Annotated in this window: 22 protein-coding genes and 1 pseudogene; 14 read left to right on the forward strand and 9 right to left on the reverse strand. The window is 71.5% G+C overall.

The annotated features are described in order from the left end of the window. Positions 1-18 precede the first annotated feature (18 nt). The 5 genes from ACIRRY_RS04160 to ACIRRY_RS04180 are packed head-to-tail and all read left to right on the forward strand — an operon-like array spanning position 19 to position 4265. Positions 19-1359: an L-fuconate dehydratase gene (locus ACIRRY_RS04160; RefSeq protein WP_403967672.1), complete on the forward strand. Its 1341-nt coding sequence runs from the start codon at positions 19-21 to the stop codon at positions 1357-1359. Beyond that, complete coding sequence (locus ACIRRY_RS04165) at positions 1356-2111, forward strand: SDR family NAD(P)-dependent oxidoreductase (RefSeq protein WP_403967674.1); 756 nt, start codon at positions 1356-1358, stop codon at positions 2109-2111. Before ACIRRY_RS04160 ends, ACIRRY_RS04165 begins: the two co-directional genes overlap by 4 nt. A gap of 17 nt (positions 2112-2128) precedes the next feature. Beyond that, a complete protein-coding gene (locus ACIRRY_RS04170; protein ID WP_403967676.1) occupies positions 2129-3118 on the forward strand; it encodes an aldo/keto reductase in 990 nt (329 codons plus the stop codon). After that, positions 3115-3429, forward strand: a complete 315-nt coding sequence (locus tag ACIRRY_RS04175) for an L-rhamnose mutarotase (protein WP_403967678.1) — start codon at positions 3115-3117, stop codon at positions 3427-3429. The genes ACIRRY_RS04170 and ACIRRY_RS04175 overlap by 4 nt, the downstream gene beginning before the upstream one ends. Then, entirely contained in the window at positions 3426-4265 is an 840-nt protein-coding gene (locus ACIRRY_RS04180; protein ID WP_403967680.1) for an amidohydrolase family protein, read from the forward strand. Before ACIRRY_RS04175 ends, ACIRRY_RS04180 begins: the two co-directional genes overlap by 4 nt. Before the next feature lie 22 nt (positions 4266-4287). Here ACIRRY_RS04180 and ACIRRY_RS04185 read toward each other — a convergent pair whose 3' ends face one another. Then, a complete protein-coding gene (locus ACIRRY_RS04185; RefSeq protein ID WP_403967682.1) occupies positions 4288-5019 on the reverse strand; it encodes a lipase maturation factor family protein in 732 nt (243 codons plus the stop codon). A 135-nt stretch (positions 5020-5154) separates the two neighbouring features. Between ACIRRY_RS04185 and ACIRRY_RS04190 the strand changes: the two genes are divergently transcribed. The 3 genes from ACIRRY_RS04190 to ACIRRY_RS04200 all read left to right on the forward strand — a co-directional run bounded on the left by ACIRRY_RS04190 (position 5155) and on the right by ACIRRY_RS04200 (position 9515). Further along, positions 5155-6456, forward strand: coding sequence for a DUF6777 domain-containing protein (locus ACIRRY_RS04190; protein WP_403967684.1), 1302 nt, complete (start codon positions 5155-5157; stop codon positions 6454-6456). 67 nt (positions 6457-6523) lie between these two features. Further along, positions 6524-8620: a SpoIIE family protein phosphatase gene (locus ACIRRY_RS04195; protein WP_403967686.1), complete on the forward strand. Its 2097-nt coding sequence runs from the start codon at positions 6524-6526 to the stop codon at positions 8618-8620. A gap of 31 nt (positions 8621-8651) precedes the next feature. Beyond that, on the forward strand, positions 8652-9515 hold the full coding sequence (locus ACIRRY_RS04200; protein ID WP_403967688.1) for an Fpg/Nei family DNA glycosylase: 864 nt from the start codon (positions 8652-8654) through the stop codon (positions 9513-9515). 17 nt (positions 9516-9532) lie between these two features. Here the strand turns inward: ACIRRY_RS04200 and ACIRRY_RS04205 are convergent. Continuing rightward, positions 9533-9670, reverse strand: a pseudogene (locus ACIRRY_RS04205) (short-chain dehydrogenase); the annotation flags it as partial. Here ACIRRY_RS04205 and ACIRRY_RS04210 point away from each other — a divergent pair. Then, complete coding sequence (locus ACIRRY_RS04210) at positions 9640-9984, forward strand: hypothetical protein (RefSeq protein WP_403967690.1); 345 nt, start codon at positions 9640-9642, stop codon at positions 9982-9984. The pseudogene ACIRRY_RS04205 and the gene ACIRRY_RS04210 overlap by 31 nt on opposite strands. Here ACIRRY_RS04210 and ACIRRY_RS04215 read toward each other — a convergent pair. The 3 genes from ACIRRY_RS04215 to ACIRRY_RS04225 all read right to left on the reverse strand — a co-directional run bounded on the left by ACIRRY_RS04215 (position 9971) and on the right by ACIRRY_RS04225 (position 11986). After that, positions 9971-10621: a zf-HC2 domain-containing protein gene (locus tag ACIRRY_RS04215; protein WP_403967692.1), complete on the reverse strand. Its 651-nt coding sequence runs from the start codon at positions 10619-10621 to the stop codon at positions 9971-9973. The two genes, ACIRRY_RS04210 and ACIRRY_RS04215, sit on opposite strands and share 14 nt — an antisense overlap. 141 nt (positions 10622-10762) lie before the next feature. After that, a complete protein-coding gene (locus ACIRRY_RS04220; protein WP_403967696.1) occupies positions 10763-11284 on the reverse strand; it encodes a hypothetical protein in 522 nt (173 codons plus the stop codon). Between the two features lie 156 nt (positions 11285-11440). Next, a complete protein-coding gene (locus ACIRRY_RS04225) occupies positions 11441-11986 on the reverse strand; it encodes a sigma-70 family RNA polymerase sigma factor (protein ID WP_329262799.1) in 546 nt (181 codons plus the stop codon). A 221-nt stretch (positions 11987-12207) separates the two neighbouring features. Here ACIRRY_RS04225 and ACIRRY_RS04230 point away from each other — a divergent pair, with 221 nt between their 5' ends. Continuing rightward, entirely contained in the window at positions 12208-13335 is a 1128-nt protein-coding gene (locus ACIRRY_RS04230; RefSeq protein WP_403967698.1) for a CapA family protein, read from the forward strand. 7 nt (positions 13336-13342) lie between these two features. Here the strand turns inward: ACIRRY_RS04230 and ACIRRY_RS04235 are convergent, their stop codons facing one another. Next, positions 13343-13849: a MarR family winged helix-turn-helix transcriptional regulator gene (locus ACIRRY_RS04235; RefSeq protein WP_403967700.1), complete on the reverse strand. Its 507-nt coding sequence runs from the start codon at positions 13847-13849 to the stop codon at positions 13343-13345. 58 nt (positions 13850-13907) lie between these two features. Between ACIRRY_RS04235 and ACIRRY_RS04240 the strand changes: the two genes are divergently transcribed. Beyond that, positions 13908-14735 carry an alpha/beta fold hydrolase gene (locus ACIRRY_RS04240; RefSeq protein WP_403967702.1) on the forward strand — a complete coding sequence of 276 codons (828 nt, stop codon included), beginning with the start codon at positions 13908-13910 and terminating at the stop codon, positions 14733-14735. Here the strand turns inward: ACIRRY_RS04240 and ACIRRY_RS04245 are convergent. Both ACIRRY_RS04245 and ACIRRY_RS04250 read right to left on the reverse strand, forming a co-directional pair. Next, entirely contained in the window at positions 14710-15159 is a 450-nt protein-coding gene (locus ACIRRY_RS04245) for a pyridoxamine 5'-phosphate oxidase family protein (protein WP_403967704.1), read from the reverse strand. The two genes, ACIRRY_RS04240 and ACIRRY_RS04245, sit on opposite strands and share 26 nt — an antisense overlap. A 96-nt stretch (positions 15160-15255) precedes the next feature. Beyond that, the gene (locus tag ACIRRY_RS04250) at positions 15256-15717 is read right to left on the reverse strand and encodes a universal stress protein (protein ID WP_403967706.1); all 462 of its coding nucleotides are present in this window, start codon (positions 15715-15717) and stop codon (positions 15256-15258) included. 90 nt (positions 15718-15807) lie between these two features. Here ACIRRY_RS04250 and lysX point away from each other — a divergent pair, with 90 nt between their 5' ends. Then, entirely contained in the window at positions 15808-19083 is a 3276-nt protein-coding gene (gene lysX, locus ACIRRY_RS04255; protein ID WP_403967708.1) for a bifunctional lysylphosphatidylglycerol synthetase/lysine--tRNA ligase LysX, read from the forward strand. Between the two features lie 91 nt (positions 19084-19174). Next, positions 19175-20017, forward strand: coding sequence for a polysaccharide deacetylase family protein (locus tag ACIRRY_RS04260; RefSeq protein WP_403967710.1), 843 nt, complete (start codon positions 19175-19177; stop codon positions 20015-20017). Positions 20018-20047: 30 nt separating this feature from the next. Here ACIRRY_RS04260 and ACIRRY_RS04265 read toward each other — a convergent pair whose 3' ends face one another. Further along, entirely contained in the window at positions 20048-20719 is a 672-nt protein-coding gene (locus ACIRRY_RS04265) for a class F sortase (protein WP_403967712.1), read from the reverse strand. A gap of 332 nt (positions 20720-21051) precedes the next feature. Between ACIRRY_RS04265 and ACIRRY_RS04270 the strand changes: the two genes are divergently transcribed. Then, complete coding sequence (locus ACIRRY_RS04270; RefSeq protein WP_403967714.1) at positions 21052-21558, forward strand: hypothetical protein; 507 nt, start codon at positions 21052-21054, stop codon at positions 21556-21558. Positions 21559-21670: the final 112 nt, after the last annotated feature.

Raw genomic sequence — 21670 nt, forward strand, 5'->3', positions numbered from 1 at the left:
CCGACCGAAAGGCCCTCCGTGTCCCCGACCCCCGCCCGCATCATCGCGGTCGACACCTACGACATCCGTTTCCCCACCTCGCGCGAGCTCGACGGCTCCGACGCGATGAACCCGGACCCCGACTACTCGGCCGCGTACGTCGTGCTGCGCACCGACGCGGCCGACGGGCACGAGGGGCACGGGTTCTCCTTCACCATCGGGCGGGGCAATGATGTCCAGGTCGCCGCGATCGACGCGCTGCGCCACCATGTGATCGGCCGGCCGGTCGACGAACTGTGCGCGGATCCCGGGTCGTTGAACCGCGAGCTGATCGGCGACAGCCAACTCCGCTGGCTGGGGCCCGAGAAGGGCGTGATGCACATGGCGATCGGCGCCGTCATCAACGCGGCCTGGGACCTCACCGCCAAGCGCGCCGGCACACCCCTGTGGCAGCTCCTCGCCGAGGCCGACCCCGAATGGCTCGTCAGCCAGATCGACTTCAGGTACATCACCGACGCGCTCACCCCGGACGAGGCCCTGGACATCCTGCGGCGCGGCAGGGCGGGCGCGGAGGGCCGCAGGAAGATCCTGACGGAGCGCGGCTTCCCCGCCTACACCACCTCCGCCGGCTGGCTCGGCTACGACGACGAGAAGCTCACCCGGCTCGCCGCGCAGGCCGTGCGGGACGGGTTCCGGCAGATCAAGCTGAAGGTCGGCGCCGATCTCGACGACGACATCCGCCGTTGCCGGGTGGCCCGTTCGGTGGTCGGGCCCGACATCCGGATGGCGATCGACGCCAACCAGCGCTGGGACGTGGCCGAGGCGATCCGCTGGACCAAGGCCCTCGCCGAGTTCGACCCGTACTGGATCGAGGAACCCACCAGCCCCGACGACGTGTTGGGCCACGCCACGATCCGCGCGGCCGTCGCCCCGGTGAAGGTCGCGACCGGCGAACACGTCCAGAACCGCATCGTGTTCAAGCAGTTGCTCCAGGCCGGCGCCCTCGACATCCTCCAGATAGACGCGGCCCGCGTCGGCGGGGTCAACGAGAACCTCGCGATCCTGCTGCTCGCCGCCAAGTTCGGGGTCCCCGTCTGCCCGCACGCGGGCGGGGTCGGACTGTGCGAACTCGTCCAGCATCTCTCGATGTTCGACTACCTCGCCGTCTCCGGGACGACCGACGACCGCGTCATCGAGTACGTCGATCATCTGCACGACCACTTCCTGGATCCGGTGGTGATCCGCGAAGGTCACTACATGGCACCCACCGCACCGGGGTTCTCGGCCACCATGCGGCCCGAATCCATCGCGCGTTACACGTTCCCCGGCGGCACCTTCTGGGCCGCCGACCTCGACCACCAGAAGGGACACGCGGCATGACCGACTTCGAGGGCCTCAAGGCCCTGGTCACCGGCGGCGCCTCCGGCATCGGCCGGGCCACCGCCGAACTCCTCGCCGAACGCGGCGCGTCGGTCGCCGTCCTCGACCTGGACCCGAGCAGCGTCGAGAAGCCGCTGCTCGGCTACCGCGCCGACGTCACCGACGACGCCTCCGTACGACAGGCCGTGGCCTCGGCGGTCGCCGACCTCGGCGGACTCGACGTGGTGGTCAACAACGCGGGCATCGGCGCGCAGGGCACCGTCGAGGACAACGACGACGAGGAGTGGCTCCGCGTCCTCAACGTCAACGTCATCGGCATGGTCCGGGTCGCCCGGGCCGCCCTCCCGCATCTGCGCGCGTCGTCCCACGCGGCGATCGTCAACACCTGCTCCATCGCGGCCACCGCCGGACTGCCCCAACGCGCCCTGTACAGCGCCACCAAGGGCGCCGTGTACTCCCTCACCCTCGCCATGGCCGCCGACCACGTCCGTGAGGGCGTCCGGGTGAACTGCGTCAACCCCGGTACGGCGGACACCCCTTGGGTCGGCCGCCTCCTCGACTCCGCCTCCGACCCGGCCGCCGAACGCGCCGCCCTGGCCGCCCGCCAGCCCTCCGGCCGCCTCGTGTCGGCGGCCGAAGTCGCGGGCGCCATCGCCTACTTGGCGAGCCCGCTGTCCGGCGCCACCACCGGCACCGCACTCGCCGTGGACGGCGGCATGCAGGGGCTGCGGCTGCGGCCGGTGGGCCAGTGAGCACCCTTGGGGGGTCAGTGAGCACGCTCGGCACGAGCGGGGTCGAGATCGGCGGGCTCGGTCTCGGCACCGCCCCCCTCGGCAACCTGTTCACCGAGGTCGACGACGAGGAGGCGCACCGGGCCGTCGACGTGGCCTGGCAGCAGGGCATCCGCTACTTCGACACCGCACCCCACTACGGCATCGGCCTCGCCGAGCGCCGGCTCGGCGCCGCGCTGCGCGACCGCCCCCGCGTGGAGTACACGGTCTCCACCAAGGTCGGGCGCCGCCTGGAGCCCGTGGGGACGCCGGTCGGCGACGACCTCGCCGACGGCTTCGCCGTGCCCGCCACGCAGCGCCGTGTCTGGGACTTCAGCGCCGACGGGATACGCCGCACCCTGGACGCGAGCCTGGAGCGGCTCGGCCTCGACCGTGTGGACGTCGTCTACCTCCACGACCCCGACGACCACGCCGAAGAGGCCTTCCGCGAGGGCTATCCCGCCCTGGAGAAGCTCCGCGCGGAAGGCGTCGTCGGGGCGATCGGCGCGGGCATGAACCAGGCCGGGATGCTCACCCGCTTCGTCCAGGACACCGACGTGGACGTGGTGTTGTGCGCGGGCCGCTACACCCTGCTCGACCAGAGCGCGCTGAGCGACCTCCTCCCGGCCGCCGTCGCACGCGGCAGGTCGGTCGTCATCGGCGGGGCCTTCAACTCCGGCCTGCTGGCGGACCCGAAGCCGGACGCGACGTACAACTACGCCCAGGCTCCCGCCGAGTTGCTCGACCGCGCCCTGCGCATGAAGGCCGTCGCCGGGCGGCACGGCATCACGCTGCGCGCCGCCGCCCTCGCGTTCTGCGCCGCCCACCCCGCCGTGGCGAGCGTCCTCGTCGGCGCCCGGTCGGCGGACGAAGTACGCGACTGCGCCGAGCAGTTCGCCTCCGTGGTGCCCGCCGCGTTCTGGCAGGAGCTGCGGGAGACGGGCCTGCTCACCCTCGACGCCCCGGTGCCCGAGGAGGAGCCGTCATGAGAGTCGCCCTGCACACCAAGGTCCGCGCCGACCGCGTCACTGAGTACGAGAACGCCCATCTCGACGTCCCCAAGGAACTCACCGCCGCGATCCGCGCCGCCGGTGCCACCTCCTGGACGATCTGGCGCAGCGGCACCGACCTCTTCCACGTCCTGGACTGCGACGACTACGCCCGCCTGCTCGCCGAGTTGGACCAGCTCCCGGTGAACGTGGCCTGGCAGGCCCGCATGGCGCAGCTCCTCTCCGTGGCGCACGACTACTCCGGCCAGGGCGCCGAGGCCGGCCTGCCCGTCGTATGGGAGCTGCCATGACCGTCGACGCCCACCACCACGTATGGGACCTCTCCGTCCGCGACCAGGACTGGATCACCGGACCCGAACTCCAGCCGATCCGGTGCGACTTCACCGTCACCGACCTCGAACCCGAGGCCCGGGCGGCCGGCGTCGACCGGACCGTCCTCGTCCAGACGATCACCGTCGTCGAGGAGACCCCGGAGTTCCTCGCCCTCGCTGACGCGCACGACCTGATCGCCGGAGTCGTCGGCTGGACCGACCTCACCGGCCCGGACATCACCAACGAACTGGCCCGCCTGCGCGAACTCCCCGGCGGCCACTACCTGAAGGGCATCCGCCACCAGGTACAGGGCGAGCCCGACCCGAACTGGCTGCTGCGCCCGGACGTACTCCGAGGCCTCACCGCCGTCGCCGACGCGGGACTCGTCTACGACCTGCTGGTGCAGCCCCACCAGTTCCCGGCCGCCGTGGAGGTGGCCGCCGCGCTGCCCCAACTCACCTTCGTCCTGGACCACTTGGGCAAGCCGCCCGTCGCCTCGGGACACCTCGAACCCTGGGCGACCTCGCTCCGTGACCTCGCCGCGCTTCCCAACACGTACTGCAAACTGTCGGGCCTGGTGACGGAGGCCGACTGGAAAACCTGGGGCACGGAGGGCCTGCGCCTGTACACGGACACCGCGCTCGACGTTTTCGGGCCGAGTCGGCTGATGTTCGGCTCCGACTGGCCGGTGTGCACGCTGGCGGCGACCTACGGCCAAGTCATCGACAGCACAGTCGAGTTGACCGACAAGCTCAGTGACGCCGAGCGTACGGAGGTCTTCGAGGGCACGGCCATCCGCGTCTACGGCCTCTGAGCCGCCGCGTCACCAACCGGTTCTACGGGCTTTGAGCCGCCGTCGCCAACCGCGTCGGCGGCAGATACTCGCGCACGAACGTCCGCTCCCAGCACGCGCCCGTCTCCCTCAACTCCCGCCAGGATGTGCAGCGGTAGCGGAAGAGACGGGCCCGGACGTAGCGCGGGGGAGCGTCTGGTGGGAACGGCGAGTGGCGCAACAGCCGTAGCGTGTCGGGGTCGTTGGTCAGGAGGCGCTCCACCAGGGCGCCGAACCACGGGTCGGCATAGCCGGGGGTGAGCGCCGCGAACCACAGCATCCAGTCCAGCCGCAGGTGGTACGGCGCGAACTGGCGTGGCCAGTGCCGGGGATCGCCCGGCTTGCCCCTGAACTCGTACTCCCGCCAGTCGGAGTCGACGCGGGGTACGGCGTCCGTCGTGCCCTCGATCACCACCTCGTGGCGGACGCGGCTGACGTTGCCGAACGCGCCGTAGGTGTTGACCAGATGGAGCGGGTCGAAGGAGCGGTTCATGATCTGGCTGCGGGAGATCATGTTGCGGACCGGGCGCCGGCCGAGCCACAACAGCAGGGCGGCGATCGTGAGGACCACGGCCACGCGGTCGACGAAGCGGGGGACCGGGAGCATGCCGCGCTCGCCGATCAGTGCGCGGAACTGCCGGGCCGCGGTGAGGAACGCGATCAGATAGACACCGGCCAGAGCCCGCTGGAAGACCAGCCGGCTCAGCCAGTAGTCGGGTGCGGTGAACCATCCCACGACCGTGCACTCCTCCCTCCATCGTCACACCTCGGTCGACCGTCACTCTCCGCGATCCATGCCTCCGGTTGCGTGACCCAAGTGGGTGAAGCAGACAATAGTGGCGAATCACCCGGCTTGAGGCGGGAGAACGCGGTGCGCACATCCACCGGAACCATCGTCGCGGCCTGCGCCCTCTCGGCGACGCTCCTCGTCGCCGGCTGCGGCGGTGACAGCGGCAAGGAAACGAAGTCGAGCGGCGAGGTCTTCCTCCAACCCGTCGCGGCACAGGGCCCCGACCCCTTCACAGACTCCACGGCCACCGCGCCGGCTGCCCCACCACGGGTCACCCGAACGCCGCAGTCGACACCTGCGTGGACCGCATCTCCGTCCGCCCGTCCGTCGACTTCTCCGTCCACCGGGCGGACGCGTGCGGTCTCCGGTGCCACGCCCGGCCTGTACGGCGGGACCGCGCGGGCCGGCAGTTGCGACGTCGAGCGGCAGATCGGTTATCTCACCGCCGACCGGGCCAAGGCCCGCGCCTTCGGGCAGGCCGAGGGGATCTCCCCGGGCGCGATCCCCGGCTATCTGCGCGGGCTGACCTCGGTCGTGCTGCGCGCCGACACCCAGGTCACCAACCACGGGTTCCGTGACGCGCGGGTGACCGGATTCCAGTCGGTCCTCCAGGCCGGTACCGCCGTCCTCGTCGACGACCGGGGCGTGCCCCGCGTCCGCTGCGCCTGCGGGAACCCGCTCAAGGCGGGCGTGCCGGGCGGGCGGGACTCCGGCGACAGCGGGCGGTCCTGGTCCGGGTACCGGCCCGCCGAGGTGGTCGTGGTGACTCCGGCGCCGCAGGTGATCACCAACATCACGATCATCAATGTCGTCGACAACACGTGGATCGAACGGCCCCTCGGCCATCGCGGACCCCACCACGACCATGTCGTACCGCCGCCGACGCATGTGACGCCGACGCCGGTTCCCAGGCCGTCGCACCCCTCCGCGACGCCGTCCCGCCCTTCGCCGCGACCGCACGAGAGCGCGTCCGGGGGCATCTCGCCCGACGTCACGCGTCCGGCGCCGAGCAGCAGTGCGAGCGCCGCCCCGGCGGCATCGCCCTCGGACTGCGCGACCCCGACCGTCACGGTCACCCCGGGAGCGACCGGTGCCCCGGCGGCCGTAGCGGCGTCTCCCGGCCCCACGGACTGCCCCACCGCGACCACTACGGCCGGCCCGCCCGGCGGCACCCTCGCGCCGTCACCGCGCGGTACCACCCCGAGCGCCGAACCGCCCTCGACGGTCCTGCCGGAGCCGTCCCTGGGTACGGGCTCCCCGGACGAGATCGGCCCGCCGGGCGTCCCGGAGACCCCCGACCTGCCCGACGGTGGGGGACGGATCCCCGACGGCACCGCGAGCAGCAGCATCTTCGACAGCCCCACGGACGTCTTCGACGGCTGACCGGGCGACGGGGTCGTAGCGCTCGGAGAAGTCGAATAATCGGGCAAATCCTGGCAAGGTGGGCCGCATGGTTGATCGGGGAGCGAGCGCCCTGTCACTCCCGGACGACTGGCCCGCCCACCCGGACCCGATCCTGGCGCTCAACCGCATGGGCAGCTTCGACTGGGACCTGGACAGCGGCCTGTTCCACATGGACGCCCAGGCCCACGAGGTCTTCGACCTGCGCCCCGACGAGTACGACGGACGCCCCGAGTCGCTCGCGATCCGGGTACCACCACCGGAGGGCTACCGGCTCGACGGTCTCGTCTCCCAGGCCATGAAGGACGGCAGCGAGAACTACGGCGCCTACTTCCGGATGCGGCTGCGCGACGGCACCCTGCGCTGGACCCACACCCAGGGCTACATCCGGCGCGACGAGACGGGCCGCCCGCGCCGCATCATCGGCATCGTGCGGGACGCCACCCAGGAGCTCGCCGAGAGCGCGGCCCGCCGTGAACAGGCAGCCCAGGACGCGGCCCGGCGCCGGCAGACCAACGTCGTCCAGCTCACCACTGCCGCCCTCGCGCACGCCCGGACCGTCCAGGACGTGATCGACGTCCTCAGGGACACCCACGGTCTCGTCCACCTCGGCGCGACCAGACTGATCATGGGGCTGGTCGAGGCCGGCCGTATCCGCCTCGTCGCCGAGGGAAGCGTCGTGCCCGGCCGGGAGGTCATCCGGATCGACGAGCCGTACCCGATGGCGGACGTCGTACGGACCCTCAGCCCGGCGTTCATCGAGTCGCCGGAGGAGTTCGCCGAGCGGTACCCGCTGCTGTGGCAGCACATCACCGAGCTGCACATCACCGCGGCCGCCTATCTGCCGCTGATCGCGCAGGCCCGGCCGATCGGCGCGATGGGGCTGCTCTACAACGACCGGACCGGGTTCACGGCCGATGACCGCAATGTGCTCGTCGCGCTCGGCAGCAGCATCGCGCAGAGCCTCCAGCGCGCCATGTTCTACGAGCAGGAGAAGGACCTCGCCCAGGGCCTCCAGCAGGCGATGCTGCCGCGCGCCATCCCCAGCGTCCCGGGCGCCGATGTCGCTGTCCGCTACCGGTCCGCGAAGCTCGGGCGGGACATCGGCGGCGACTGGTACGACCTGATCCCGCTGCCCGGCGGGCGGGTCGGCGCGGTCATCGGCGACGTCCAGGGCCACGACACGCACGCCGCCGCCGTCATGGGCCAACTGCGCATCGTCCTCAAGGCGTACGCCGCCGAGGGGCACACCCCGGCCACGGTGATGGCCCGTGCCTCCGTCTTCCTCCACGAACTCGACACGGACCGCTTCGCCACCTGTCTCTACGCCGAGGCCGACCTGTCGACCGGAGTGGTGCAGGTGGTCCGGGCCGGTCATATCGACCCGCTGGTACGGCAGTTGGACGGCACCTGCCGCCGGACGGCCGTCGCGGGCGGGCTGCCGCTCGGGCTGTCCGCCGAGTTCGGGCGGCTCGAATACCCCGTCTCCACCCTCGAACTCGACGTCGGCCAGACCCTGGTGCTGTGTACCGACGGCCTCGTCGAACAGCCCGGCGCGGACCTCGACGACGGCCTGCGGACCCTCGCCGCGCTCGTCGCCTCCGGCCCGGACGACGTACGCGACCTCGCCGATCTGCTCATCGACGTGGCCGACGAACGCGGTGGCGAGGACGACGTGGCGCTGCTCCTGCTGCGCCGGCGCGGCCAGGACGCCCCGCGGTCCGGCGGCCGGCTCCAGCAGCATGTGGCTCCCGGCGACTCCGAGGCCCTCACCGAGGCACGGCACATGATCCGGGCCGCGGTCCGCGCGTGGGGCGCCGGTGAGCGCTCCGACGAGGTCGAACTGGTCGCCGACGAGCTGATCACCAACGCGCTGATGCACACCGAGGGCTCCGCGATCGTCACCCTCAGGGTCCTCGACGGCACGGAACGCCGGTTGCGCGTCGAGGTCGAGGACTCCTCCAGCGCCCTCCCGCGCCGGCGTGAGGCGGGCGAGGACGGTGTCTCGGGCCGGGGGCTGCTCCTGGTCGACCTGCTCACGGACGTGTGGGGCGTGGAGGCGCGCGGCAGCGGCAAGTGCGTGTGGTGCGAGTTCCTGATCCCGGAAGGCAGCGGACCGGAACAGACGTGGTCCGGTCCGAGCTGACCTCGCGGGCCTCTGATGGCACCCTGGATCCATGCCGGAACTTCCCGAGGTCGAAGCGCTGAAGGACTTCCTGACCGAACACCTCGTCGGCCACGAGATCGTCCGGGTGCTGCCCGTCGCCATCAGCGTCCTGAAGACGTACGACCCCCCGCCCACCGCGCTGGAGGGCCACGAGGTGGTGGCCGTGCACCGGTACGGCAAGTTCCTGGACGTCGAGACGGACGGCGGCCCGCACTTCGTGACCCACCTCGCCCGCGCGGGCTGGCTGCACTGGAAGGACCGCCTCCCCGACGGCCCGCCCCGCCCCGGCAAGGGCCCGCTCGCGCTCCGCGTGGCCCTGGAGACCGGCGAGGGCTTCGACCTGACCGAGGCGGGCACGCAGAAGCGCCTGGCGGTGTACGTCGTGGCCGACCCGCAGTCGGTCCCGGGCGTCGCCCGCCTCGGCCCCGACCCCCTGGCCGACGACTTCGACGAACCGCGCTTCGCCGCCCTGCTGAAGGACGAACGGCGCCAGCTCAAGGGCGCCCTGCGCGACCAGACCCTGATCGCCGGGGTGGGCAACGCGTACAGCGACGAGATCCTGCACGCGGCAAAGATGTCCCCGTTCAAGCTCGCCTCGTCACTCACCCCGGCCGAGACCCACACGCTCTACGAGGCCCTGCGCGGCACCCTCACCGAGGCCGTCGACCGCTCCCGGGGCCTCGCCGCCGGCCACCTGAAGGCCGAGAAGAAGAGCGGCCTGCGTGTCCACGGCCGCACCGGCCAGCCCTGCCCGGTCTGTGGCGACACCATCCGCGAGGTCTCCTTCAGCGACTCCTCCCTCCAGTACTGCCCGACCTGCCAGACGGGCGGCAAGCCACTCGCGGACCGACGGATGTCGAAACTGCTCAAGTAGCCGTCACGGACCGCGGGGGCGCCCCGTGCCGCCTCAGCCGGATCCCCGTCGCTCGCGGCGGCCCGTTCGTTGAGGTCGGTCGAACGGAGGCCCGGGGCCAGGACGTTGACCTTGAAGCCCTCGGGTGCGAGGGAGTGGGCGTAGGAGAGGGCGTTCGTCTCGTAGGCGCGGCGGAAGCCGTCGAGGTCGGCCTCGGGCTGTCGCCGGCCATGATGCCCGCGTTGCCGAACTGCGCGCCGGCAGCGAGGAGTTCGGCCGGATCCGGGACACCGACCCGGTGCACGCACCCGCCCATCGCACCAAGACGCTCACCCACCCGGACGTGGGCCGACTGCGGGTGAACTGTGATGTGCTCACCGGCCCGTGCGACGACCAGCAGGTCGTCTTCATGACCGCCGGCCCAGGGACCCCCTCCGCGCGGTCCCTGCGCCGACCGGCCACCGTGGGCCCGGACTTCAGTGCGAGGTGAGCCGCACCAACTGCTCTCCGCCGGCCGTCCGCACGTCGTAGTGATCGATGTCGGCGGGGTGCATCGCCGCGCCACCCTGCATCGTGATCATCGTCGCGTCGTGCTCGGGGACGTTCCAACTGGTCACGGTCTGCTCGGAACCGTCGCGGCCCACGACCACCAGACGACAGGACCGGGGGCCCGCACCGTCCTTGATCTTCAGGGACACATCACTGCCGTAGTTCTCGTTCGCGGCCGTGATCTGCGCCCACACGCCCGACTTCGCGTCGGTGGCCGTGAGTTGCACGGCACCGTCGCCGTGCGCGGCCAGGGTCGCCACCGCGGGCCCGCCCACGGCGAACACCACCGAGGCGGCCACGGCGTACAGAAACCGCCGCCGTCCGGCCCGCTGTCGCGAGGCGACCTCGCCGAGCAACCGGTCCAGCATCCGGGAACCGGGTTGTGCCATGGGGTGCACAGAGCGCGGCGTCGCACGCCGGTACAGCATCAACTGCCGTGAGGCGGGACCGAATTCGGTCACATGAGCCGCGCAACTGGTGCACTCCATGAGGTGATCCTCGAAGCGGAAGGCGTCCGCCTCGTCCAGCACGCCTAGCGCGTACGCGCCGACGTCGCGATGCCTTTCCAGGGACCTCATGCCGAATCCTCGTGCCGTTAGGTGCGGGTGGGGTTACTCCTTGCTCCCATCGGTACGCACCAGCCAGCCGAATCACTCAAGGCACACACAGAATCGCAACCAACAGTTCGGAGCGGGTGGGCCCATGGATTGGTCCCCGTTTCAAAAAAGATGGATGGCGAGATGGCCGAGCGGCAGACCCAGCTGCCAGGCGGGCGTCCAGACCTGGGGTCCGTCGTCCTCACCGGTCACCGGACCGCCTCCCGGGCCCGGCACCGCGTCCAGGTCCGGCGCGAGCAGTTCGGTCTCCTCCAGCCAGCGCCAGGCGGCCTCCGCGAGCGCCAGGTCCGGTGCGTCCGCCCCGGATTCGGCGGCCTCGGCCGTCAACTTGGACATACGTTCCGCGACCCAGTCCTGCCACGGCTGGTCGTACGCCGTGAGCGAAAGCCACGTCTCCAGTTGAGTGACCACGCGGATACCGGACAACTCGCCGTCCGTGTCGGAGAGAAAGATGGTGAGCGCCAGCGCGTCCCGTCCCGCACGGAACTCGAAGGACGTCGGCGGCATCAGGTCGCCGGTCCGCAGCAACTCGTCGGCGATGTACTCGGCGTACAACCAGGCCATGGGGACGGTGAGTTCACCGCCACCGGTGCCGTCCGTGCTCTCTTGACCTCTGTGCAGCATCCCTTCCTGCCTTCCTCCGGTGCGTGCGCGTCGCCCGGCGCGGGGCTCCGTCAGGAACCCCGCGCCCCCCAGTCCGGAACACGGATGAGGACAGCCGATTACTCAACCAGGGTCCTGAGCAAGGCGCTTTACGGAGGTTTGACCAATCAATTGGTTTCACCGCAGGTCGGCGGCGTAACCCGGAAGCACCCGGCGCAGGGCGCGCAACGCGTAGTACGCGCGGGACTTCACCGTACCGGGCGGAATTCCGAGGGCCGCCGCGGCCTCCGCCACACTCGCCCCGTGGAAGTACACGAGCACCAGGACTTCACGGTGCTCCGGAGTGAGTGTCTTCACAGCCTCCCGCACATCGAGAGTCGCCGCCGACCGTTCCGCGTGATCGGCACATACGCGTGCGTTCTCCAGCACCGCGTCCCCGACCTCGGGCGGTCGCGCCTGCCGGGCCCGGCGCGCGTCGATGGCGAGCCGCCGGCCCACCGTCAGCAGCCAGGGCCGTACGGACTCGAAGTCGTCGGCGCGCAGCGCCTCGGGGTGCTGCCAGGCGCGTACGAGGGTCTCCTGGACGAGGTCCTCGGCGCGCTGGCGGTCGCCGTCGCAGAGCCGGAGCAGCAGCGCGAAGAGCGGCCTGCCGTGCTCGCGCTGCAGTGCGGCGAGCTCGTGCTCGGCGGTCGTTCCGTCTCTGAGCGTGGGTCCGGCCGTCATGGCCGTATGGCATCGCAGGGGGCCGTCCGGGGACAGGGGGCGCACGAGGGGCTGCGGCGGACGGTCGATCGCGTCGACGAACGGTGCGACGAACGGTCCGCGCCCCCGGCGATCCACCGCACACGCACACCGGACGGGTCATCGGAGGCCGGAAGTCGTTTGCGGGGGCGGTGAAGTTCATACCTATGGGTGGGTAACTATGACCACAGTGGGGTGAATTGATGATCGCACGCAGACGCCAGGTGGCCGTCGCCCTCGCGGGCCTGCTCACCGCGGCCGCCGCCTGCCAGGCCCAGCACCACGACTCGAAGGCGTCCGGCCGTCCGGCGCCTCCCGCGCCCCGCGGCTTCACCCTGGTCGCCGCCGGTGACATCCTCCCGCACAGCGCCGTCCTCGACCGCGCCCGCTTCGACGCCGGCGGCACCGGCTACGACTTCCGGCCGATGCTCTCCGCCGTCCAACCCCTCGTCTCCCGCGCCGATCTGGCGCTCTGTCACATCGAGAGCGTCTACGGGGACGTGCCTCTCACCTCCCCGCCCGAGGAGGCGCGGGGCCTCGCGGCGACCGGCTACGACAGTTGCTCCACCGCGTCCGACCACAGCCTCGACCTCGGCGCCGCAGGCATCCGGCGCACCCTCGACACCCTCGACGGCGCCGGCGTACGGCACGCGGGGACGGCGCGCACCGACGCCGAGGCGCGCACGGTCACGCTCCTGCGCGCCGGTCCCGCGAAGGTCGCCCAACTCGCCTACACCGCCGACACGAACGGCGTCCCGCTTCCGCCGGCCGAGCCCTGGTCCGTCAACCTCCTCGACCCCGCCCGCGTCCTCGCCGACGCCCGGGCCGCCCGGCGCGCGGGCGCCGACGTGGTCGTCGTCTCCCTGCGCTGGGGCACACCGGGCCAGGACGCCCCCGACCCGCGACAACTGGCGCTGGCCAGGGAACTCACCGCCGCCCGCACCGACGGCCGCCCCGACATCGACCTGATCCTCGGCGCCCACGCCCGCACCCCGCAGGCGTACGAGAAGGTCAACGGCACCTGGGTGGTCTACGGGCTCGGCGACCAGATCACCGGCGAGATGTACGACAACGCGGGCACCCAGGACCCCGGCGGCAACCTGAGCACCATCGGCCGCTTCACCTTCGTACCGCCCGCCCGGCCCGGCGGCCGCTGGGAGGTGACCCGGGCGGAGTTCGTCCCTGAGTTGTTCGACATCGACGCGGGCCGGGTCGTCGACGTCGATCAGGCGATCGGCCAGGGCGCCGACCTGAACGGCGACCGTGACCGCATCCGCGAAGTGGTGCTGAGCCGGGGCGCGGCGAAGGACGGGCTGGTGATGGGGAAGTAGCGGCGGCTCAGTCCACGTCGACGTGCGCGAAGGTCGCCAGCATCTGGGTCAGCACCCGGGCGCACGCGCGTACGTCGGCCTCGGTGAGCTCGCCGCCGACCTGGCGCATCAAGTAGTGCTCGCGGCCCAGCACGGCGGTGACGGTCGACCGGCCGGTGTCGGTCAGCCGGATCAGCGAGGACCGCCGGTGTGCCGGGTTCGGCACGCTCTCGACCCAGCCGCGGGTTGCCGCGTCGTTGACCATGCGCTGCACGAACTGCCGGCTCAGCGCCTGGTCGCGGCCCATCTGAGGAACCGTCATCGGCCCGTGCAGGCGCAGCAGGTTCAGGACGGCGCGCACGCCCGCGGACACGCCCTCGACCGGTTCGGCCTGCTCCACCTTGCGCGCCGCGCGCCGGTAGAGCGGGCCGACGAGGTCGAACACCTCGGTGAGGCGGTGGCCGAGTTCGTCGGGGGACAGGGCCGCGGGAGTCCGGGGAGTGGGCGCTGGGGTCGGGGGAGCGGAGTCGTTCACGAGCCCATCATGACACCTGGGTTGCCAAACCCTCGCCGAAGATGACACCTTGGTTGTCATGACGGCTGCTTCGGAACGTGTTTCGGAACTGAGCTTCTTCGCATCTGCCGACGGAGACCTCGCCTACCGTGACGTGGGCACCGGCGACCCCGTGGTCCTCCTCCACTCCGGCTTCGCCGACCACCGCGTCTTCGACGATCAACTCCCCGTACTCGCCCGCGACTTCCGTGTCATCGCGCCCGACATCAGGGGGCACGGCTTCTCGGCCAACGCGAGCGGGCCGTTCCGCTGGGCCGACGACCTGGCGGGTCTCCTGCGCCACCTCGACCTCGGGCCCGCGGTCCTGGTCGGCCTGTGCATGGGCGCGGCCGTCGCCACCGACACCGCGCTGGAACACCCGGAACTGGTCCGCGCGGTCGTGGTCTCGGGCGCCGGCGCGAGCGCCTTCGAGTACACCGACCCCCAACTGCTCCAACACCAGGCCCGCGCAGGGCAGTTGCTCGCCGTCGGCGACATCACGGGCTGGCTCGACCAGTTCGCCGAGGGGGTGGCGGGCCCGCACCGCACGACGGACCAGGTCGACCCGTCGGTCCTGCGACACCTGCGCGAACTGACCGCCCACACGCTCGCCAAGCACACACCGGGCGAGAAGGACTGGCACGTGCCCCTCGACGACCCGTGGTCCAGCGTCCCCGGGATGAACATGCCGGTGCTGGCCGTCCACGGCGCCGCCGACTGGCCCGACAGCATCGCCATGGCCCAACGCTTCGCCGACACGGTCCCGAACGGCCGCGCCACGACGATCGAGGGCGCCGGCCACTACCCGAACCTGGAGCGGCCGGACGTGTTCAACGGGATCTTCACGGAGTTCCTCCGCTCCCTGTGACGTAACTCAGGTCGGCGGCCTTCAGCGAGACCGGCTCCAACCGCACCCACGCGGTGCCGTGCCCCGCCGGATCGGCGTACAGATACCGCACGAACCGCTCGTCCCACAGCGCCTCGTCCACACCCAGATAGCGCACGAGTTTCCGCCGGCCGCGCTCGACGTCGAAGGGCACGATCTCGGCCCGCCCGCGCGCGATCACCTGCCGGACCGTCCCCGCCGCCAGGTCGCACTCGTCCACCACGAGCGCGACCGCGGGGTCCGCCCGTACATGGCCGAGCAGGTGCGCCCACGGCCCCGTCAGAACCCAGAACGCCCCGTCCTCCCACAGGAACCAGACGGGGCGCACGGTCGGCCCGTTCGTCGCCAGGCGAGCGGTGAGCGGGCGGCGGAGGAAGACGTCCACATCGAAAGGGTGAGCTGTCACCCGGACATCGTCGGACGCCGGAAGCCACCTGAACACCGTCCGGAGACCTAGGTCCACGACAGCACCGCCCCACACTCCCCGCACAACCGCCGGAGGCTACGGCACCACCGTCACCGGCCACCGCCCCGCCTTCACCAACCGCACCGCCACCGACCCGATGATCCGGTGCCCCGCCTGCTCCGACGCGCCGACGATGACCGCGTCGGCCTTGAGCTGGTCGGCCGCCTTGACCAGCCCGCCGTAGGGATCGCCGCGGAACGTGTGGAACTCCCAGCGGATGTCGAATATCCCCTTCACCCGCTCGGTCTCGTGGCGGATCTGCGCGACGAGGTTCTCGGCGATCTCGTCGGTCGTGTCGGCGACCGGCGCTCCCATGGCCGCACCTGCCGCCAGCACCGGTTGCACGTACACGATCGCGAGCAGCGCGCCCTGACGCCTGGCCAGGCCCGCGGCATATGCCACCGCCCGGAGCGAGGAGTCCGAGCCGTCCACCCCGGCCACGATCACCTTGGGCCCGTCCGTGCCCCGCTCGAACTGAGTTGAGTGCTGTTCCGTCACGGCCGTGAGGCTATCGGAACCACCAGGTCCCGAACCCGCCCGGGAGCGCTCGACGGGCGCGCCGCCCGCCCTGTTCCTACAGTCGGAAGCATGACTGCCACCGCGGAGGCCGCCAGGTCCAAGGACACCAAGGGTCCGATACGGCCGCCCGGCAACGGCTTCCTCAGCAGGGTGCCCGAGGGCTTCGCGACCTTCTTCGGCGCCCTCGGCCTGCTCTGCGTCCTGCTGGCCTTCATCGCCCCGCTGCGCCGCGCACTGCGCCCGGTGGTCCGCTTCCTCGACCTCCTCATCGTCCCCGTCAGCGCCAACCTCGCCTACGCGGTCTTCCTCTTCCTGCTGGCCGCCGCGACCGCCGCCCGCAAGAAGATCGCCTGGTGGCTGGTCGTCGTCTATCTGGGCCTGCTCGTCCTGACGGACATCCTCGGCGTGGCCCTCGGCCTGTACGCCGAGTCCCTCCCGTCCCTGATCGTCTGCGCCCTGCTGCTCGTCCTGCTGATCGTCGCCCGCAAGCAGTTCTACGCCGCCTCCCGCCGCGCGGCCGTCCGGCGGGCGCTCGCCGTCCTGCTCGCAGGGCTCGCCGTGGCGATCCTGGCCGGCTGGGGGCTGGTCGCCCTGTTCCCCGGCACCCTGCCCACGAGCCAGCACCTGGGCTGGGCCGCCGACCGGGTCTGCGGCGGCCTGGTCTCCGGCCGCTCCTTCGACGGGCGCCCGCCCCGCGCCCTGTTCTTCCTCCTCGGCCTGTTCGGCGCGCTCGCCCTCCTCAACGCGGCCACCGTCCTCTTCCGCTCCCAACGCCTCGAAGCGGCCCTGCACGGCGACGAGGAGGCCCGCATCCGCGCCCTCCTGAAGGCCTACGGCGGCCAGGACTCCCTCGGCTACTTCGCCACCCGGCGCGACAAGGCCGTCGTCTTCTCGCCCAGCGGCAAGGCCGCCGTCACCTACCGCGTCGAGGCCGGTGTCTGCCTCGCCAGCGGCGACCCGGTCGGCGACCGCGAGGCCTGGCCGCACGCCATCGCCGCCTGGCTCGACCTGGCCCGCCGCCACGCCTGGGCCCCGGCCGTGATGGGAGCCTCCGAGGACGGCGCGAAGGCCTTCGCCCGAGCCGGGCTCGGCGCCCTCCAACTAGGCGACGAGGCGATCCTGCACGTCGCCGACTTCGACCTCGCAGGCCGCGACATGCGCGTCACCCGGCAGGCCGTGAGCCGCGTCCGCCGCGCCGGCGCCACCTGCCGTGTCCGCCGCCACGCCACCCTCACCGACACGGAGATGGAGGAGGTCGTCGACCGCGCCGACGCCTGGCGCGACACCGAGACGGAACGCGGCTTCTCCATGGCCCTGGACCGCCTCGGCGACCCGGCCGACGGCGACTGCCTCCTCGTCGAAGCCCTCGGCGAGGACGGCAAGTTGCTCGCCCTTCTCTCCCTCGTCCCCTGGGGCGGCGACGGCGTCTCCCTCGACCTGATGCGCCGCGACCGCACCGCCCCCAACGGCGTCATGGAGTTCATGGTCGCCGAACTCTGCGCCGCCGCCCCGAAGTTGGGCGTCCACCGCATCTCCCTCAACTTCGCCGTGTTCCGCTCGGCCTTCGAGGAGGGCGCCCGCATCGGCGCGGGACCAGTGCTCCGCCTGTGGCGACGGCTCCTGCTGTTCTTCTCCAAGTGGTGGCAACTGGAGGCCCTTTACCGCTCCAACGCCAAGTACCACCCCGAGTGGTACCCCCGTTTCATCTGCTACGGCGAGACCGCCTCGCTGGCCCGGATCAGCCTCGCCTCCGGCATCGCCGAGGGCTTCGTCTCCGTACCGTCGCTGCGCCAACTCTGGGGAAAGGGGCATCCGAAGAGCGGACCGCGACCCGCGACCACCGCGGATCTGCCGTCCCTGTCGGCGCTCGGCCTCGGCAGCGAGGACGACGAGGCCCACGCCCCGGAGAGCGGGCTGCCCGAACAGGTCCGCGTCCGGCACCGCAAACTCGACCGGCTGCGCGCCGCGGGCATCGACCCCTACCCGGTCGGCGTCCCGCAGCGCACCCACGCCCTCGCCGAGGTCCGCCCGGGGGACCAAGTCACCGTAGCCGGGCGGGTGATGAGGGTGCGCGACCTCGGTGGCATCGTCTTCCTCACCCTGCGCGACTGGTCCGGCGACCACCAACTCGCCCTCACCCGGGCCGAGTCGGGCCCCGACCTCGACCGCTTCGTCACGGACACCGACATCGGCGACCACCTCACCGCCACCGGCCGCGCGGGCACCAGCGACAAGGGCGAACCCACCGTCTTCGTCACCTCCTGGCAGCTCACCGGCAAGTGCCTGCGCCCCCTGCCCGACAAACACCGGGGCCTCACCGACCCCGAGGCCAAGGTCCGCATGCGTTACCTGGACCTCGTCGCGAGCCCCGCCGCCCGTGACGTCGTCCGGGCCCGCTCCACCGCCGTACAGGCCCTGCGCCAGGGGCTGTTGGAGCGCGGCTACCTGGAAGTCGAGACCCCGATGCTCCAGCAGATCCACGGTGGCGCCAACGCCCGCCCCTTCACCACCCACATCAACGCCTACGACCTCGACCTCTATCTGCGCATCGCCCCGGAGCTGTACCTCAAGCGCCTCTGCGTCGGCGGCCTGGAGAAGGTCTTCGAGATGGGCCGCACCTTCCGCAACGAGGGCGTCTCCTACAAGCACAACCCCGAGTTCACGATGCTGGAGGCCTACCAGGCGTACGCCGACTACGACGTGATGCTCGACCTCGTCCGCGAACTGATCCAGGGCGCAGCCACCGCCGCCTTCGGCTCCGCCGTCGCGCGCAAGGACGGCGAGGAGTACGACATCTCCGGGGTCTGGCCGGTGAAGACCGTGCACGGCGCGATCTCCGAGGCGCTCGGCGAGGAGATCGACGCCGACACCGAACTCGCCCGTCTGCACCGGCTGTGCGACCGCGCGGGTGTGCCGTACGGCGCCGACGACGGCCGCGGGGACGTCGTACTGGAGATGTACGAGCGACTGGTGGAGGAGCCGACCCGGCTGCCCACCTTCTACAAGGACTTCCCGACCGACGTCTCCCCGCTCACCCGGCAGCACCGCGCCGACCCGCGGCTCGCCGAACGCTGGGACCTGGTCGCCTTCGGCACCGAACTCGGCACCGCCTACTCCGAACTCACCGACCCCGTGGAACAGCGCCGTCGCCTCACGGCTCAGTCGCTGCTCGCCGCCGGGGGAGACCCCGAGGCGATGGAACTCGACGAGGACTTCCTCGACGCCCTCGAATACGCGATGCCGCCCACCGGCGGACTCGGCATCGGCGTCGACCGACTCGTCATGTTCCTCACGGGTCTGACGATCCGTGAGACGCTGCCGTTCCCCCTCGTCCGGCGCCGCTGACGGTACGAACACTGGGCCGGGCGGGTGTTTTCCCACCGCCGCACCGGTGGTGCCGTGGGGCGGCGGTGCCTTCCCGGGCGACTGATGAGTCATGAAGAAGGATCAGTCGCTCACGCGCCGACGGGCCCTGCTCGCCGGCGCCGCCGCCGTCGGGGCGGCCGGCACCGCCGGTCTGCTGTACTCCGGACTCTCGGACGACGCCCCCGCCCGGATCACCGCCCCCGCCGCCGGACCCCCACCGCGCCTCACCCGCAAGCCCTCCTCCTACCGCCTCCAGCCCGTGGCCGGATACGGCGCACCCCACACCACCCCCGCCCATGTGCCGGTGCGGCACGAACCCTTCCTGCGCATGTCCGGACGCGGCAACACCATGGTCCTGACCTTCGACGACGGACCCGACCCCCGCTACACCCCGCACATCCTCGACACCCTCGCCGAGTACGACGTCCGCGCCACGTTCTTCGTGTGCGGCGAGATGGCCGACTGGAACCACGACCTGCTGGCCCGCATGTCCGACGAGGGCCACGTCGTCGGCAACCACACCTGGTCCCACCCCCTGTTGACCACGCTGACCCGCCGCCAGATCCGCTCCGAGATGGAACGCACCAGCGACGTCATCGAGGACGCCTACGGCGAACGCCCGCAGTGGTTCCGCGCGCCCTACGGCGCCTGGAACCGGGCCGCGTTCCAACTCGGCTCCGAGCTGGGCATGGAGCCCCTCGCCTGGACCGTCGACACCCTCGACTGGAACACACCCGGCACCCGCCACATCGTCAACGCGGTCGAGGACGGCGCCGCCCCCGGCGTCGTGGTGCTCTCGCACGACGCCGGGGGCGACCGTTCCCAGAGTGTGAAGGCGCTGCGCGAATATCTGCCGCACCTGCTCGACTCCGGCTACCACATGACGCTGCCGCGCCGCCGGACGACTACCTGACGGGCTTTCGCCCGCCCGGCCGGGGAACGCTCAGCGGACCTCGACCAGGCGGGCGAAGGCGACGACGTTCCCGTCGTAGCCGTTCTGCTTGGAGAAACCGCCGCCGCAGGTGATGACGCGGAGTTCCGGAGTTCCCTTGGAGGCGTAGACGCGGTCGCCGGGGAAGTCCTTCTTCTCGAAGACCTCGATGCCGTAGATCTCGAATACGGCGGTCTTTCCGTCCTTGCGCTCGACCTCGACGCGATTTCCCTTCTTGAGGGCCCCGAGTCCGTAGAACACGGCGGGGCCCATTTTGTTGTCGACGTGACCGACGACTACCGCCGTTCCCTTTTCGCCGGGGGAGACGGCGCCGGTGAACCAGCCCGCCAGATTCGGGTCCTCCGGCGGCGGAGCGCCGACCCAGCCGTCCGCGTCCAGTCCCACCGGCATGATCGGGGCATCGACCCGGATCGCCGGAATCCGCACCCGGTCGGCCACCGAGTACGGCAGCGGAGCGGGGGCCTTGGCGAAGGTACCGACGCCGGTCCGGGCGTCCGCGGCCGCCGCCGTGGCCGGCTGCGGGGGCCCCACGTCGAACTCCCCGGAACCGTTCCGAATGAGCGCGAGACCGGTCAGCAGAACAAGCGCTATCACTCCCCACGGGGCGCGCTTCTTCTGCCGCTCCTCCTCTTCGGCAAGCTCGGACAGCTCCGACGCAGACATTCGCCATCCCCTCTCGACACGGCCGTCGCCACGTCCATCGCGCATACGAGAACGCTAAGTCCGGAAGTCGGAACCGGCGACGGGGCGAGCGCGAACGGGTGGCCCGGACATCCTTATGTGCGCCATACGAGTTGCCGCTCACAGGAATTTTCTGACGGTCCGTGACCTGCGGCAATATCCGATTGTGCGCTTTTCTCTCGGCGTGTCCTCTCACCAGGACGGACCATTCTCGAAATGCGGTCGCGTGCACGGCATCTGAGGGTCTGTCTGGGAGGCGTTTTCTCGCCGATCGACCGGGGACGGGTCCCGGGGCGCCTTCCGCGGAGGATGACATGCGTACAACTCGTGCCCTGGCTGCCGCCGGTGTCGCGACGGCCGTCCTGGGGCTCGCCGCCCCGGCGGCCCTCGCGGACGGCATGGGCGCCAGCCCCAGCAACATCGTCGCCCTGCCCAGCGTGATCGCCCGCGGTGGACAGCTCACCGTCACGGTCGACGGCTGCTTCAGCGGCGGCAACGCCATCGCCACCTCGCCGGGGTTCGAACGCCCCGCGAACCTCTCCCTCCTGGGCGGCTCCGGTACGACGTCCACCGGAACGGCCAGGATCAGCAGATCGGCGAGCCCCGGCTCGTACAGCATCACGGTCCGCTGCTCCAACGGGTCCTCGCTGACCCGTGACTCCGCCTACACCGTCATCGGCGGGGTCCGCGGCGGTCTCGGCGGCAGCAGCAGCGCCGGGGCGACGCCGACGGACATGGCGATCGGCGGCGGCCTGGTCGCCGCGGCCGTCGTGGGCGGCGGGGTGTTCTGGATGCGCCGCCGCACCGAGCGCACCATCTGACCTCCTCCCCTTCGGAGGTCGTGGCGCAGACAAGTGGCGCAAGTACGTGGCACACACAACAGGCCTTCGCCCCGGACCCTTTCGGGTTCCGGGGCGAAGGCCTGTGCGGGTG

Source organism: Streptomyces sp. NPDC101776 (genome assembly GCF_044766845.1).
In the GTDB taxonomy this organism is placed as follows: domain Bacteria; phylum Actinomycetota; class Actinomycetes; order Streptomycetales; family Streptomycetaceae; genus Streptomyces.